This window comes from Roseateles chitinivorans (genome assembly GCF_050632145.1).
In the GTDB taxonomy this organism is placed as follows: Bacteria; Pseudomonadota; Gammaproteobacteria; order Burkholderiales; family Burkholderiaceae_C; genus Roseateles; species Roseateles chitinivorans_B.
In genome coordinates, this window is record NZ_CP192577.1 from 1,095,885 (window position 1) to 1,111,115 (window position 15,231).

The 15,231-nt window shown below is 71.0% G+C and carries 9 protein-coding genes and 1 pseudogene; 6 read left to right on the forward strand and 4 right to left on the reverse strand.

The features are described from left to right. Positions 1-54: 54 nt before the first annotated feature. Positions 55-1,902, forward strand: a complete 1,848-nt coding sequence (locus ACQ86G_RS05110; protein ID WP_431259591.1) for a tannase/feruloyl esterase family alpha/beta hydrolase — start codon at positions 55-57, stop codon at positions 1,900-1,902. Here the strand turns inward: ACQ86G_RS05110 and ACQ86G_RS05115 are convergent. From ACQ86G_RS05115 to ACQ86G_RS05130, 4 genes are all read right to left on the reverse strand, one after another. Beyond that, the gene (locus ACQ86G_RS05115; protein ID WP_431259592.1) at positions 1,869-3,689 is read right to left on the reverse strand and encodes an alkaline phosphatase D family protein; all 1,821 of its coding nucleotides are present in this window, start codon (positions 3,687-3,689) and stop codon (positions 1,869-1,871) included. The two genes, ACQ86G_RS05110 and ACQ86G_RS05115, sit on opposite strands and share 34 nt — an antisense overlap. Then, entirely contained in the window at positions 3,686-9,673 is a 5,988-nt protein-coding gene (locus ACQ86G_RS05120; RefSeq protein ID WP_431259593.1) for an alpha/beta fold hydrolase, read from the reverse strand. The genes ACQ86G_RS05115 and ACQ86G_RS05120 overlap by 4 nt, the downstream gene beginning before the upstream one ends. 361 nt (positions 9,674-10,034) lie before the next feature. Then, positions 10,035-10,385, reverse strand: coding sequence for a hypothetical protein (locus ACQ86G_RS05125; RefSeq protein ID WP_431259594.1), 351 nt, complete (start codon positions 10,383-10,385; stop codon positions 10,035-10,037). Further along, the gene (locus tag ACQ86G_RS05130; RefSeq protein WP_431259595.1) at positions 10,382-10,612 is read right to left on the reverse strand and encodes an HD domain-containing protein; all 231 of its coding nucleotides are present in this window, start codon (positions 10,610-10,612) and stop codon (positions 10,382-10,384) included. Before ACQ86G_RS05130 ends, ACQ86G_RS05125 begins: the two co-directional genes overlap by 4 nt. A 322-nt stretch (positions 10,613-10,934) precedes the next feature. Here ACQ86G_RS05130 and ACQ86G_RS05135 point away from each other — a divergent pair, with 322 nt between their 5' ends. From ACQ86G_RS05135 to ACQ86G_RS05155, 5 genes and pseudogenes are all read left to right on the forward strand, one after another. After that, entirely contained in the window at positions 10,935-11,543 is a 609-nt protein-coding gene (locus tag ACQ86G_RS05135) for a cytochrome b (RefSeq protein WP_431261338.1), read from the forward strand. A 92-nt stretch (positions 11,544-11,635) separates the two neighbouring features. Next, the gene (locus tag ACQ86G_RS05140) at positions 11,636-12,271 is read left to right on the forward strand and encodes a YceI family protein (protein WP_431259596.1); all 636 of its coding nucleotides are present in this window, start codon (positions 11,636-11,638) and stop codon (positions 12,269-12,271) included. A gap of 140 nt (positions 12,272-12,411) precedes the next feature. Continuing rightward, positions 12,412-12,982, forward strand: a pseudogene (locus ACQ86G_RS05145) (YceI family protein). A 229-nt stretch (positions 12,983-13,211) separates the two neighbouring features. After that, a complete protein-coding gene (locus ACQ86G_RS05150) occupies positions 13,212-14,753 on the forward strand; it encodes a histidine kinase (protein WP_431259597.1) in 1,542 nt (513 codons plus the stop codon). Further along, positions 14,750-15,211, forward strand: coding sequence for a hypothetical protein (locus tag ACQ86G_RS05155; RefSeq protein ID WP_431259598.1), 462 nt, complete (start codon positions 14,750-14,752; stop codon positions 15,209-15,211). The genes ACQ86G_RS05150 and ACQ86G_RS05155 overlap by 4 nt, the downstream gene beginning before the upstream one ends. Positions 15,212-15,231: the final 20 nt, after the last annotated feature.

The window sequence follows — 15,231 nt, forward strand, 5'->3', positions numbered from 1 at the left end:
CTGCCCACGATGGACTCACCGTGTCCTCCACGGGAACAAGAACCGGAGACTTCCATGCCAGATTCGAGAGCGCCGGACCATCAGGTCGGGCTCCTGTCCTCCCTCGTGCCCAGCGGCATTCCAGCCAACACGCCAGCCCGTTTTCCCACCCGCTTTTCCACCCGGATCCCCGCCCTCTTCGCCGCGACGCCGGTGACCTTGGCGTTGCTGCTGACGGCCTGCGGCAGTGGCGACGACGAGGCCGATGTCACGCCGCCGTTCAAGCCTGCGGTGATCACCGCACAGTCGTGCAGCGCGGCCGCCGCTTTCACGGCCACCGCCGCGCAGATCAGCCTGCCGTCCTCCGGCGCCGAGATCGCCTCGGCGACCCTGATCGCGGCGGACGCCGCCGGCAACCTCAACGGCAGCTTCTGCAAGGTGCTCGGCCGCATCAAGCCGGTCGACCCGACGGCCCCCGTCATCAACTTCGAGGTCAACCTGCCCGCGACCTGGAACGGCAAGATGCTCCAGTACGGCGGCGGCGGCTTCGACGGCGTGCTGATCACCGGCCTGGACCCGACCAACTTCGCCGGCGCCGACACGGCCACCCCGTTGACGCGCGGCTACGTGACGCTGGGCGACGATTCCGGCCACGTCGGCGGCATCACCAACGGCTCCTTCGCCACCAGCGACGAGGCCCTGCGGAACTACGGCCGCCAGAGCCTGAAGAAGACGCAGGACGTGGCCCGGCTGCTGGTGCGCAGCCTCTACCAGGTCGACGGCCCGCTGAAGAGCTACTTCATCGGCAGCTCGACCGGCGGCCGGGACGCGCTCTCGGCGGCGCAGAACTGGCCCGACAGCTACGACGCCATCTTCATCAACCGCCCGGCGCTGAACTACACCGGCCTGCGGCTGTCCAACATCCAGCTGGGCCGCTCGATCTTCCAGAACGGCGGCGCGGGCTGGCTGAATCCCGCCAAGACCGCCCTGCTGCTGAACGCCGTGATGGCCTCCTGCGACACGCTGGACGGCGTGCAGGACGGGCTCATCGCCAACCTCCCGGCCTGCAAGGCGCGCGCCGATGCCACGCTGTCCAGCCTGCGCTGCCCCAACGGCACGGACGGCGGCGACACCTGCCTCTCCGATCCGCAGATCGCGACGGTCCGCACGATGGCCAGCCCGCTGCAGCTGAGCTACCCGTTGGCCAACAACGTCACGCGCTACGGCGGCTACAACCTGATGGCGGGCATGGTGTTCGGGCCGCCCTATTCCAGCTCGCGGAACTTCGGGCCCAACGGCACCGGTCCGCAGGCGCCCAACTACCTCGCGGTGACCTCCGGCACGCGGGCGAACGCGCCCAACGCCTACCTGACGGGCGACCAGTGGATGAAGTTCTTCATCACGCGCGACGCCGCGTTCAACACCACCAGCGTGGACCCGGCGAACCCGGGCAGCTGGCAGCAGCGCATCGTCGACGTCTCGGCGCAGACGGATGCCGCCAGCACCGACCTCGACCGCTTCTTCGCGCGCGGCGGCCGCATCGTCTGGACCCACGGCACGGCCGACGAGGTGGTGAGCACCGACTCGTCGGTCGAGTACTACCAGGCCCTGGTGGCCAGGTACGGACAGGCGAAGATCGACGCGGCGGTCCGCTTCTACCTGATCCCCGGCAACGGCCACGGCGACACCGGGCCGTTCATCCCGGTGTTCGACAGCCTGGGCATCCTCAGCGACTGGGTCGAGAAGGGCATCGACCCCGCGGACAAGATCGTCGCCGGCAACAGCCAGACCAAGGCCGCCGCCGACACCTCGCCCGCCGGCACGGCCCACCGGCCGCTCTGCCGCTATCCGACCTGGCCGAAGTACGTCGGCGCGCCGGCCGATCCCGATCAGGCCGGCAGCTTCACCTGCGCGAGCAGCTGAGCATCGGGCGCGTCGGTGTCCTCCGGCGCGCCCGGGGAGGGACCGGATCGATCGAACCACAGGTCGATCCGGTCGCCCGCCACCCGGAGCACCGCGAAGCCGTCGCCCGGGTGGTCCGCCCACGCGCCGACCACGCATCGCAGACGCCGGCCGTCCGGGCCGTCGAACTCGAAGGCATCGGGCGCGGCCAGTTCCTCGGCGGCCGTGATCGCGAACGGCCACGGCGCATACAGCGCTGAACTGTGGACCGAATGGATCCGGACCGGTGCCGGATCTCCGCCGTCGACCGCCGAGATCTCCGCGCTCACCCAGCCCGACCGGTGCTCGTCGCCCGACAGGAACACCAGCCCCGTCGCACGATGCCGCCACACGGCCCCGAGCAGCTCGTGCAGGCTGTGCGGGTAGCCGTCCCAGGCGTCGGAGCGCAGGCAGCTCGCCGCGTGCTCCACGGTCGTGCGGCGCCGCGGCAGCGGCAGCGAGCCGCTCATCACGAACTTCGGCCGCGCCTCGGCGCGGGACAACCACGCGCCGAACGCGTCGCGTTGCGCGGTCGACCACAGGCGCGCGCTCGACCAGTTCGCGACCCGGCGCGACTCGCGCTCGCAGCGCGCGTCGGCGATGAAGAAGGCCGCGCCGCGCCAGTCGATGTCGTGCCACAGCAGCTGCGGGCCGCCGATGCGTGCGCCGGCGTCCCATCGGTGATCCCAGGCGGCCTGGCGCGCGACGTCGAACCACGGCCCGTTGCCGTCGTGGCTGGCGCCGGGGCTCGGCTCCCAGTTGTCGACGATCTCGTGGTCGTCGATCCCGTGCACGACGCGCGCCACCGTCGGCGGCAGCAGCCGCACCGGACCGGCCTTGAACTCGCCGTAGCCGCGCGCGTAGCGCTCGATGCCGCTGCGGGAATCCGCCAGCCCCCCGCTGGCATCCGCATAGATCTGGTCGCCGGCGAACAGCACGAGCGAGCAGGACCGGCCCCGTGCCGTCGAGCGCGTGAACCGATGCAGCCGCGCCAGGGACGCAAGACCCGGCCCCGCCTGCGACGCATCGAGTTCCCACCCCGGACTCACATCGAGCAGCCCCGGCGGGTACTGGCATGCCGCCAGCACGAAGCACACGCCGTCGCCTGCGGCATCGTCCTTGCCGTCGGCGCCCGCGCCGGTGTCGTCCGGCGACGGCACGAAACCATGCGCCCAGCGATGCGGCGGCAGATCGAGGAACTGCGCGAGCGCGCCGTCGACCTGCGCCCGCAGCGCCTCCTCGTCGAGCGCATGCATCACGCCGCGATGCGCGCCCTCCATGGCGAGCGCGCGCGGCTCCAGGTACAGCGCCACCAGCAGCAGACCGCGGATGTCCCTCTCGCCCCCATCACGTTCACCGCGTTCACCGGGCTCATCGCGTTCCTCGCGTCCATCGTCCTCATCGCTGCCATGGCCGCCGCCCGCGCCCTTCGCGTCCGCCATCCGGGGCGAGACGCGCGACGACGGCGGGAAGGCCTCCACCGCCTGCGAGGTCCGCCACGGCGCGCCGGGCTGACCCACCCCGGGCGGCACGAAGGTCTCGAGCCGCCAGGGCAGCGGCAGGGGTTCATAGGCCCATCCGCCGCACCAGCGCATCGGCACCCACACCAGCCAGTGCGGCCAGCCGCGCTCCGGGCGCAGCGCCGTGAGCAGCGGCACGCGGCCGGCCTCCGGCGGCGCGCGTTCGACACGATGCCCCGGCGCCTCCGCGCCGATCAGCAGCGTGTCGACCGCGGTCCCACGCCGGGCCGCGCGGTGGAAGGCGCTCATGGCTTCGGCTCCTCGGCGAGGAAGGCCAGCACATGCGAGAACACCTGCGTCGCGACGTGGCGGCCGATCAGGCAGTCCTGATGCCCATGGCCGGCGATCACCCGGTACCGATAGCGCCCCGGCGCGGCCTGGTCGTAGTAGTCCTTCAGCAGCTCGGCGCTGTCGGCGCTGCACAGCCCGTTGTCCTCGCCGTGCAGCGACAGCACCGGGAACGCCTCCAGCAGCGCCAGGCTCTTGGCGAGGCTGTCGAGGTAGACGCTCGCGCCCTGCCAGTCGGTGATCTCGTGGCACCGCGCGAAGTGGATCGCCTGCGCGACCGTGTCCATGTTCAGCGGGCCGAAGTGATCGTCGATGAAATCGAACACCGCCCGATCGACGTTGCCGATCGCGAAGTCGCGTCCGTACAGCAGATCCATGCGATGCCGCGTCGCGGTCCAGGGCGTGCGCCGCATCCGCCACGGCGGCCAGGGCGGCGGGTTCTCCAGGTCGAATTCCGCGTCGGGATACGGCAGGCTGGCGAGCAGCCGGTCGAGCAGGTGATCGAACAGCGTCGGCGTGCCCGCCGGCCGGAAGGCGTAGCCGTCCAGCGGCAGGTAGGGCCGCAGGTACTGCATCAGCACGCCGCGCAGGCTGTTGGTCGGGGACATCACCATCAGCGGCGTGACCTGCGAGATGACCAGCCTCGAGATCCGTTGCCCGAGCGCCGCGCGCAGCGCGAAGTGGCGCTCCCAGGGCTGCTCGCGCGGCTCCAGCAGGGCCATGTGCAGCATCACCGATCCCATGCAGTGCGCGAAGACGTTCAGCCGCTCGCGGCCGGTCTCGCGCAGCACGCGGTCGACGGCCAGCGGGATGTCGTTGAAGGCGGACTCCTCGAAGGTCCAGGGCAGCGTCGCCGTCGGCAGTCCGGCGCTGGTGCGCATGTCCAGCACCCAGACGTCGTAGCCCGCGTCCCACAGCAGCCTGGCCGGCCCGGGCTTCACCGAGTGATGCGCGAAGGTCGTGCCGCTGGCGCTGTAGCCGTGGATCATCAGCACCGGCTCGCCGCCCGGGCGGCCGTAACGCGTGAGACGGATCAGCACCGGCCGGTCGTCGTCCTCGCGGGCCGGCCGGTCGAGGTCCTGGCGCTGCGCGCCCGCATCGCCCCAGCGGCCGGCGGCCATCTCGATCACCACGGGATCCGGCAGCCCGGGCACCGCCCCCGGCAGGCGCGAGATGCGCCGCGGCGGCGCCTCGTCGGGCTTGCGGAAGGTCCAGGCATGCAGCCCGATCGTCATCCGCGCAAGGTAGGCGATCAGCGCGCCGAGATCCCGCGCCGCCGAGGGGACGTCGCGCGCCTGCCGGATGCGCAGCAGCGGCAGGCGCTCGCGGGCGAGGTGGTGCATGTCCAGGGTCAGGACGATGTCGCGCGCGCCCGGCGGCGGCGCCATGCCGGCGATCGGTGTCAGCCGCATGCGGCTCATCTGCGTCCAGGGGTTGCCCCGCCGCGTGTAGCTGATCCGCTTGCAGCCGTGCAGCGGCTGGTCGCGCAAGGCGGCGGCCCATCCGGGCAGATCGGCCTCCGGCGCGATGCGCACCTGATAGCGCATCAGGCGCGCCTCGCCCGCGTGGCCGGCGAGGTGCCAGGCGTTGACGGCCCGCGCGCGCAGGCCTGCCCGCGCTTCGCCCGGCGCCTTGGGCGGCGACCGGCGACCCGCCCAATCGATCATCCCCTGCCAGGAATCGCGCACGCCGCGGTTGATGGCCCAGGCCCACAGGCCGCGGGCGTGTCGACGCAGCGATCCGGATGCCTCGCGCTGGAACAGCGTCAACTCGCCCTCCGACAGCGGCGCGGTGAACAGCGCAAGCTCGTCGCCGCGCTCCTCGTGCGCCCAGAGACGCCCGTCGCCCGGTCGGGGGCCGACGACCTCGAAGTCGCCGGGACGCCGCTCGCGGGCCTCGAAAACGCGCAGTCGGCTGCCCGGCGCCACGATCAGCCGTCGCTCCGGACCGGGTCTCAGCAGGTCCACCAGCACCTTGGGCCGGTAGACGATGCAGAACTCCACGTACTTCACCGGCGAGCCCGGCGCCCCGGACCAGCGCACGAAGCCGCCAAGGCGCTCGCGCACCTCGATCACGGTCGCCTCGGCGGGGCCATGGGGGCCGGGCTTGCTGTTCGTGCCGTTCGTGCTGTTGGTATCGACGCTTCCGGCGGCCTTCGACGATGACGGCACGCCCCGTCCAGGCCCGACGGGCCGGCGGAAGACGGGGCGCACCGCCTCCCGGCGCAGGGCCACCGGCGACGATGCGCCCAGTTGCCAGAGGCCGGCCAGCCGGTCCAGCGCCCGCTGCGCGAGCGCACTGATCGTCAATGCCGGATTGATCGCCAGCGAGCCCGGCACGATGGCGCCGTCCAGCACGACCAGCCCGTCATGCACGGCCTCGCCGTCGCCGGAGAACACCCGTCCGATCGCATCGACGACCCCGTCGCTGCCGAGGTCGCCCATCGCGCAGCCGCCCAGCGGATGCACGCTGAGCATCGGCCCGCGGGCATCGTTCGTCAGGAAGGCCATCTCCGGCGGCAGCAGCTGCCACAGCGGATTGCGCAGCAGGCGCGCGCCGTGACTGCGGAGGTGCCGCGCCAGCGCTTCGTGACGGCGCGCGATCGCGGGCTCGTCGCGCAGCCCGGGCCAGTCGACCTGCAGCCCGCCGGGCTCCTCGAACCCGTCGCGCCGGACCAGCCGGCCCGTCCCGCTGTCGCGGCCGATGATCGCCAGCGGCAGTTGCCGCTCGGTCGCGGCGCCGCCGACCGCGAAGGGGTCGTCGAAATCGGCGCGCTCCTCATGCGGTCCGGCGTTCGCCCGGGCCAACGCGTCCAGCGTCGCCGCCATCGCGAAGCCCTCCTCGAACACCGGCCGCAACGCGCCCGGGATCGCCAGGTCCTCGACGACGTGATCAGGACCGGCCTCCCAGACGCCGGTGATCGTCGGGCCGACCTGACGCGACGCGGGCGGCTGATCCTCGTCGGCGACGGCGTGGACCGTCCGGGGCCATCCGTGACCGACGGCGATCACGTCGCCATTGGCTGAAAAGGCCTGTCCCAGCATCCGTGACAGCGTCAGCCCGCGCTCCCGCGAGCGCATCAGGATCTCCGTCGACCCCAGGCTGCCGGCGGCAAGGATCACGCGGCGCGCGATCACCTCGAACGGCTCGCCCTGCCGCTGGCGCAGCAGCTCGTCGGTGTGTTGCACCGTGACGCGCCAGCCGGCGCCCGGGACGACCGCCACGGCTTCGACGCTCGCGCCGCAGACCAGTTCCGCCCCCTGCCGCCAGGCCTGCAGCAGCAGGCCTGTGTCGAGCGACTGCTTGGCCTCGTGATTGCAGCCCGTCGCGCAATCGCCGCAGGCGATGCAGGGCGTGTGCGACCACCCGGCCGCCCCGCGAGGGTGGGCATCCATCGCGACCTGGATCCGCGCCGCGCGGGTGCGCGCCGGGTCGAGCGCCTTCAGCGCCTCGAGTCGGCGCGGCTTGAATCCGGCGTCAGCGTCCCACCGCTCGACCGTGTGGCCGCGGTCGCCATCGCCAGGGCCGTCACGGACGCCGAGCAGCCGCTCCGCGCGCTCGAACCAGGGCGTCATGTCCTCGTCCAGGAAGGCCTGCGGCCAGCCGGGCTCGCGGAACACCGCCGGATCGGGCCGTTCCATCACCCCGGCGTTGATCAGCGAGCCGCCGCCCAGGCCGTTGGCCAGCGCGACGCAGACGTCCGGTCCCAGGCGCAGGTCGAAGAGCCCTTCGCGCCGGCCCATCGGCGCATCGACGCCCGGACGCGCCACCCGCACGTGGCCGGGCAGATCGGCGAAGCGGCTGGGAAAGGCGCCGGGCAGGTACTCGCGCCCGCGCTCGAGCACGACCACGGCAAGCCGTCGTCCGTCGTCGCCGCGCCGTCCCGCGAGCGCATGCGCCGCCGCGGCGCCGCCGTAACCGCTGCCGACGATCAGCACGTCCACGACCGCAGGGCCGGGCTCGGGGACCGCCAGTCGCGCGGCCATCCAGTCCTCGAGGGGTCGCGACAGCCAGCGCGTGCCGGCAGGTCTCGGCGGCGGCCCGCCGTCGCCGAGACCTTCGGACGATGCGGAGGGCGATGGGCCGGGCGGTCTGTCGGGCGGTCCGTCGCGCGATGGGTCGGGCAAGACGCGGGTCGTCGCGTCAGGGGGACTCTCGGCGCCTCCTCGAACGGTCGAGACATCGAAACCCTCCCTGCGATATTCGGCGAGCGCGGCTTGCATCGCGTTGATGAGCAGCTCCTCGGTGACCGGCTTGTGCAGCAACGTGAGGCCCGCCTCGTGGGCCTCGCGCAAACGCTCGGGCGCAGTGTCGCCGCTCACGATCAGCGCGGGCAGTCCCGGAAACGCGCTTCGCAGCGAACGCACCGCGCTGATGCCGTCCTCGCCGCCGCGCAGCCGGAAGTCGGTCAGCAGCAGGTCGGGCTGCTGGCCCATGCTCTTGAGCAGGCCCTCGCGGGTGCTGCCGGCCAGCAGCACCTGGCAGCCGTGCGCGCTCAGCAGCGCATGCATCGCGATCCGCACCGGCTCCTCGTCGTCGATCACGAGCACGCGCATCGGCGGCAGCGCCGGTCCCTGCGTCGGCGTGGCGCCGGGCCGCACCTGCGCGATGTCGGCGGCCGTCACGTTGAGCATGAAGCTCGAGCCGTGCCCCGGCGCCGAACGCAGCGCCAGGTGCAGGTCCAGCAGGTCCACCAGCCGCGTCACGATCGACAGGCCCAGGCCCAGGCCCTTGGCGCGGTCGCGCTCCGGATTCCCGACCTGGTAGAACTCGTCGAAGATCCGCTGCTGCTCGTGCTCCGGGATGCCCATGCCGGTGTCTCTCACCGACAGGCGCCAGACTTCCTCGTCCTGGCCGCGGTGGACCTCGATCGACACCTCGCCGCGCGCCGTGTACTTGAGCGCGTTGTCGATCAGGTTGCGCACCACGCGCTCCAGCAGCACGGGATCGCTCTCGACGCAGGCCTCCGGCGGGCAGTCCAGGCGCAGCAGCAGGTGCTTGCGCAGCGCGGCGGGCTGGAACTCCCGCTGCAGCCGGCCCAGCCAGGGCTGCAGCGCGAAGACCTGGTTGTTCACCGGCACGACGTTGGCGTCGAGCTTGGAGATGTCCAGCAGCGCGTCCATCTGCGAGGACAGCGAATGCAGCGCCAGGTTCATCTGCGTGACGATGACGCGGCCCTCGTCGTCGAGCGGACGCTTGTCCAGCGCCGCGCCGAACAGCGACAGCGTGTGCATCGGCTGGCGCAGGTCGTGGCTCGCGGAGGCGAGGAAACGCGTCTTCGCCGCCATCGCCGATTCCGCCTGCGACAGCGCCTGCCGCAGCTGCTGGTTGCTCTTGTTCTGCTGCAGCCGGATCAGCACCGACTCGGCGAACACGCGGTAGGTGTCGCGCGCCAGGCCCGTCAGGATCAGGCCGAAGAAGATGATCAGCGCCGACAGCACCCAGTCCAGCCAGCGGTGCTCCGCGCCGGCCTGGTGGAACAACCCCCACGACAGGGCCGTGGCGAGCGTCACCGGCCAGAGGAAGACCTGGAACACGACACGATGCCCGGCGGTCGTCGCGACCGCGCCGGCGCACAGGCCCAGCAGCACGATGGTCTGCACCATCCGCTGGAAGTCGCTCAGGTGGGGGGCCGCGATCAGCGAGGCGCTGAAGGCCAGGCCGTTGGCCAGGCTCAGCCACACCGCCCAGTCCATGCGCTGCTCGAGCGGGCGGTCCTGCATCTCCGGCAGCCGGCCCAGCACGGCCCAGCGCGTCACCAGCACCGCATACACGACGGCCAGCCAGCCGTAGGCCAGCCAGGGCGACATCACGGTCGCCGCCATCACCGCCATCATCAGCGCGGCGATGCTCACCGGGTAGGGGACGCGTCGGCCCTGCTTGCCGATCAGTCGCAGCAGTTCGAGCTCGACGCTCGCCTGCTCCGCGCTGCGCTCATCCGCCATGACCGGAACAGACAGCGCCTGGCCGCTGCCGCGAAGGGAACTGCATGGGTTGTGTAAAGCTTGTTCTGGGCGGGCAATATATCTTGCCGATTCCCTTCACGCCCAAGCGGTCGCAACCCGCCACGCAGATAAAACTATGCCGACCACCGCCACCCTTGCGGGCTTTGGTAGGTCGGCATAGCACTCCTCCCCTTGATCACATCGCTGAGGTCCAGGCAGCGAGCGATCGGGATCCAGTATGCAAAGCGGGCCGGGGGTCCGATATCCCCCTCAAGAGGGAGACAGACTTTTACATCGTCCCCTTCCGCTTGCGCCGGTTCCGCATGAGCGCCATCGGCAGGCTCATGAACTCTGTCCGCGCTCAGGCGATGCGCACCCGCTCCGGCGCGCGCTGGTCCCGCAGCAGTTCCTCGAGCAGCGCCAGGTAGTAGGCGAGCGGCGGCGTGCGCATGCCCGGCCGCTTGGCGAGGTCGTCCCAGCGGCGCAGCTGCAGCGAGGCGCTCGCCTGCGGGTGGGCCATGAAGAGCAGCCGCTCCTCCGCGTTCATCGGCCCGCCCTGCAGCGCGAGGCTGTGGCGCGAGGCGTCGGACAGGCTCGGCCCGTAGGCCGGGTCCGTGCTCACCAGGTAGCGCTTGGCGGCGACATGCAGGCGGATCGGCTCGACCACGTCCGGACCCAGTCCCCCGGCGCGCAGCAGCGGCAGCGCGGTCAACTCGTGCTCGTCGTCCCGCAGGGGGCGGCAGAACCACCGTCCATCAGCTGCCCGATGTCGTGCAGCAGCGCGGCGACTACAAGGCTATGCTCCGCGTGGGCCCACTCGGCGAGTTGGGCGCATTGGAGCGCGTGCTCCAGCGCGGTGACGGGTTCCCGGCGCTCGTCACCGTACTGCAGGTGTCCGCGGCGGTGGAATACCGCCTCGATCTTGGCGATCAGGTCCATGGCAACTCCTAGCCATCGCTCCAAGGGCGGAGCGGGCGCCAGTCTCGACCCCGCCGATGACGGATCTGTGAAGCATGGCCGGGGCTCTCATTCAAATTGGATGAACAGTGGCCTCAGTTCCGATGAACCGACGATGTCCGGCACACGCGGACACTCCCATCCATTCCGGACCAGCCGACGCCCCAGGTCTTCCCAAGGACGCGAGCCCGACATGACTGCCATCGACAACCAGAACAACGATCCCGACCAGCAGCCCACGCTGCCCGCCGAGACGCTCGACGCCGCCGCACCGCCCGTGGCCGTGACGTCGGCGGCCAAGCCGATGCCCGCCGTGTCGTCCGCGTCTTCGGCGTCGTCGGCGTCTTCGGTGCCGCCGGTCGCGGCCGCGGTGCCGCCTGCAGGCAAGACCCGGTACGACGGCCTGGCGATGCTCTTCCACTGGGTGCTGGCGATCGCGATCATCGGCACCTTCTCGGTGGGCTGGTACATGGCCGATCTCCCGTTCTCGCTGACACGGCTGAAGCTCTTCAACTGGCACAAGTGGGCCGGCGTGACGATCCTGGCGCTGTCGGCACTGCGGCTGCTGTGGCGACTGTCGCATCGCCCGCCGGCCGACCTGCCGATGCCGGGCTGGCAGAAGCTGGGCGCGCACGCGGTGCACTGGCTGCTGTACGCGGCCTTCTTCGCGGTGCCGCTGAGCGGCTGGGCCTACAGCTCCGCGGCGGGTTTCCCGATCGTGTGGTTCGGCGTGCTGCCGCTGCCGGACTTCGTCGGCAAGGACAAGGCACTGGCCGAGTCGCTGAAGCAGCTGCACCAGTTCTTCGCCTACGGGCTGGGCCTGCTCGTCCTTGCCCACCTTGGCGCCGTGGTCAAGCATGTCGTCATCGACAAGGACGGCCTGCTGCGGCGCATGCTCCCGGGCCGCGCCTGAGCGCCTCCACCGGATCGACCCGGACAACACCTGACCCCCACCGGCGACCAGTCGTTTCACAAGACTCGCTTCACAGACTCGCAGAGGACCTCATGACCGCACGCATGGCCACCCATCTCTCGATCACCGCGCTGTCGGTGCTGAGCGCCGCCCTCCTCCTGGTCGCGCCGGCGATGGCGCAGACCAAGCCGGCGGCGGCGCCCGCCGCCCCCGTCACGACCGCGGGCGCGCCCAAGCTGGTGCCGGCGCAGAGCGACATCGCCTTCACCTTCCGCCAGATGGGCGTGCCGGTGGACGGCCACTTCAAGAAATTCGACGCGCAGCTGGCCTTCGATCCGAAGAACGCCGCGGCCGGCAAGGTGACCCTGTCGATCGAGCTGGGCAGCGCCACCATCGGTGACGCCGCCACCGACGCGGAACTGGTCAAGCCCGACTGGTTCGACACCAAGAAGATCCCGACCGCCACCTTCCAGAGCACGGCCCTCAAGGCGCTGGGCGGCGGCAAGTTCGAGGCCACCGGCAAGCTCACCATCAAGGGCCAGGTCAAGGACGTGGTCGTGCCGGTGGCGCTGGCGCAGGCCGGCGGCACGACGACGGCGACCGGCAGCTTCGCGATGAAGCGCCTGGACTTCAAGATCGGCGAGGGCGAATGGAAGGACACCTCCATCGTCGCCAACGACGTGCAGGTGAAGTTCAAGCTGGCCATCACCGGCATGGCGCCGCTGTAAGCCGACGCCGCCACGGATCACCGCCTCCCCCGATTTCTCCAACCGGTCCGGGTCCTTCGCCCGGTTCCCCTTCCACCGCGGTACCCGCCGCGGGTTCCACCACTGTTGCGACCCCTGGTCGACAAGGACCCACCACCATGATGAAGAAAGCCCTGCTGCTCGCCTCCCTGATCGCCGTCACCGGCCTGGCGCAAGCCGAAGCCGCGACCTACGCGATCGACCCGACGCACACCTACGCCACGTTCGAGATCAAGCATTTCGGCACCTCGACCAACCGCGGCCGCTTCGAGAAGAAGGAAGGCACCGTGCAGTTCGACAAGGCCGGCAAGTCGGGCAAGGTCGAGATCACCTTCGACATGAACGGCATCAGCACCGGTTCGTCGCAGTTCGACACGCACCTGAAGAGCAAGGACTTCTTCGACGTGGCTCAACAACCCGACGGCCAAGTTCGTCGGCGACAAGTTCACCTTCTCGGGTGACAAGGTCGCGACGGTGGCCGGCCAGCTGACGCTGAAGGGCAAGACCGCGCCGGTGACCCTGACGGCCACCAACTTCAACTGCTACGAGAACCCGATGCTCAAGCGCGAAGTCTGCGGCGGCGACTTCGAGACCACCTTCGACCGCACCGCCTTCGGTGTCGACTACGGTATCCAGTACGGCTTCTCCAAGGACATCAAGGTCATCGTCCAGGTCGAGGCCGTGAAGCAGTAATCCCCCGGGAATACTTCTCACCAATGCCGGAAGGCCCGCGGAAGCGGGCCTTTCGCGTTTTTGGCGTCCGTGTCGCCCGCGCCGGTCCGGGGCGTCGGCCTGGGCCATCCGGACCTCCGGCCTGTCGCCGATCGGTGCAGTCCATCCCGCCGTCCGCACGGCGCGTCGCCCGCCGCCCCGGGGACGCCGGGGTCTTGCGTACAGTGCGAGCCATACGACAGGTCCTCCCATGAACGCGCCGACTCCCGCCTCCCCCACCCCGCGCCAGCGCTGGCAGAGCTTCGTGAAGACCGCCGAGCAGGTCTTCCACGCCTACGGCAGCTGGCTGGTGACCATCACCTGGAAGCGCTTCACGCTGCTGGCGGTGATGCTCGTCATCGGCGCCAACATCCTGCAGACCCTGCCGCCCTTCTCCTTCAGCTGGCAGCTGCCGGTCGAAACCACCGAAACCATCCATTCGCCCAAGGGTCGCGATCGCCAGAGCGAGAAGGATCGCGAGCGCGACCGCCGCGAGAAGCAGCGCGCCGCCGAAGTGGAGAAGAAGGTGGCCGAGGCGCAGAAGAAGGTGGAGAAGGCCACGCAGCCCGAGGAGTCCGCCCAGGCCGGCTCCCAGTCGAGTCACGGCGCCTCCGACGCCGTCGAGGGCGAAGGCCTGCGCTACGAGGTCCAGATCGACAGCCGCGGCGTGCGCATCGTGCCGCGCCATCCGGTCGCCACCGCGGCCAGCGCCGCCTCCGCGGCCGACGCCGAGGGCGCCGTCGACCCCAGCCTGCCTTCCGTCGACATCCGCATCCCGAACGAAAAGCAGCGTGACGCCATCCGCGAGGCAGTGAAGTCCGCCGCCGCCGAGGCCAAGCGCGCGCTCGAGGATGCCGCCGAGGAAGCCCGCCAGGCGAAGGCCGACGCCGAGGAGGCCCGCGACGAGCTCGAAGAGGTCCAACGCGAGACCTCCCGCAAGACGCGCTATCGCACCGTGCATCTGGGCGATTTCCTCGACAAGCTGGCCATCCTGGTGGTGCTCGCCTCGGCGCTGCTGAAGGCCACCTACAAGGGCCGTCTGCAGGCTGAGGTGAAGGCCGCCAAGGCCACCGAGACCGCCGAGGCCGAATCGCTGCGCCGCCAGGTCGTCGAGGCCCGCATGGCCGCGATGCAGGCGCAGGTCGAGCCGCATTTCCTGTTCAACACGCTGGCCTCCATCGATCATCTGATCGAGACCGACCCGCCGCGTGCCTCGCAGATGCAGAAGAACCTGATCGCGCTGCTGCGGGCCTCGATGCCGACGATGCGCGAGGCCAACGCCAACGGCGGCGTGCGTGACCTGGGCCGCGAGATGGCCGTCATCCGCCCCTACCTGGAGATCCTGCAGGTCCGCATGGAAGAGCGCCTGGTGTCCCGCATCGACGTGCCCGACGGCCTGCTGTCCGCCGAGTTCCCGCCGATGATGATCCAGAGCCTGGTCGAGAACGCCATCAAGCACGGCCTCGAACCCAAGGCCGAGGGCGGCAGCCTGCTGCTCAAGGCCGAGATCGTCCACGGCAAGCTGCAGGTCACCGTCGCCGACACCGGCCTGGGCTTCGGCCGCGCCGCGACCTCGGGCACCGGCGTCGGCCTGGCCAACATCCGCGAGCGGCTCTCGCTGCTGTACGGCAAGGCCGCCAGCGTCACCGTCGCCGAGAACCAGCCGTCCGGCACCGTCGTGATCATCACCGTCCCCTACCGGACGTCCGCCCACCACGCGCCAGAGCAAGGAACACAAGGAGCACACGCATGAAAACGCTGTTCAAGGCCTTCCTCGTCCTCGGAGTCGTCCTCGTCGCCGGCGCGCTGCTGCTGGGCTGGGGCATGGTCCACGTGCTCGGCGACGTCCCGGGCGTGCACCTCACCGTCGACGGCGAAGAGGTCATCCTCAGCGGCATGGGCCTGGCGGACGCCTTCGGCGCCGGCATCGGCCTGATCGTCGCCCTCGTGGTGCTCTGCCTCGTCGTGCCGCTGGTGCTGCTGCTCGGCCTCGGCCTGCCGCTGCTGATCCTGGGCGCGGTCGCGCTCGTGGCCCTGGCCGCGCTGGCCAGCGTCGGCGCGGTGGTCGGATCGCCGCTGCTGGTCATCGGCCTGGTCGTCTGGCTGGTGGTGCGCGACAAGCCGCGCAAGGCGCCGCGGGCACAGTCCGCCGCCACGCCTTCGGCGCCGGCCCTGGGGGCCTCGCCGGCCGAGCCGTCCCTCCACGCCTGATCAAGGCCTGACCCCTCCCT

Excerpts from the sequence above, each read along its gene's own strand:
- ACQ86G_RS05110 (WP_431259591.1), top strand. The coding sequence starts at position 55 with ATGCCAGATTCGAGAGCGCCGGACCATCAGGTCGGGCTCCTGTCCTCC.
- ACQ86G_RS05135 (WP_431261338.1), top strand. The coding sequence starts at position 10,935 with ATGCCCGCCGTGTCGTCCGCGTCTTCGGCGTCGTCGGCGTCTTCGGTG.
- ACQ86G_RS05155 (WP_431259598.1), top strand. The coding sequence starts at position 14,750 with ATGAAAACGCTGTTCAAGGCCTTCCTCGTCCTCGGAGTCGTCCTCGTC.
- ACQ86G_RS05115 (WP_431259592.1), bottom strand. The coding sequence starts at position 3,689 with ATGAGCGCCTTCCACCGCGCGGCCCGGCGTGGGACCGCGGTCGACACG.
- ACQ86G_RS05150 (WP_431259597.1), top strand. The coding sequence starts at position 13,212 with ATGAACGCGCCGACTCCCGCCTCCCCCACCCCGCGCCAGCGCTGGCAG.
- ACQ86G_RS05140 (WP_431259596.1), top strand. The coding sequence starts at position 11,636 with ATGACCGCACGCATGGCCACCCATCTCTCGATCACCGCGCTGTCGGTG.
- ACQ86G_RS05130 (WP_431259595.1), bottom strand. The coding sequence starts at position 10,612 with ATGGACCTGATCGCCAAGATCGAGGCGGTATTCCACCGCCGCGGACAC.
- ACQ86G_RS05120 (WP_431259593.1), bottom strand. The coding sequence starts at position 9,673 with ATGGCGGATGAGCGCAGCGCGGAGCAGGCGAGCGTCGAGCTCGAACTG.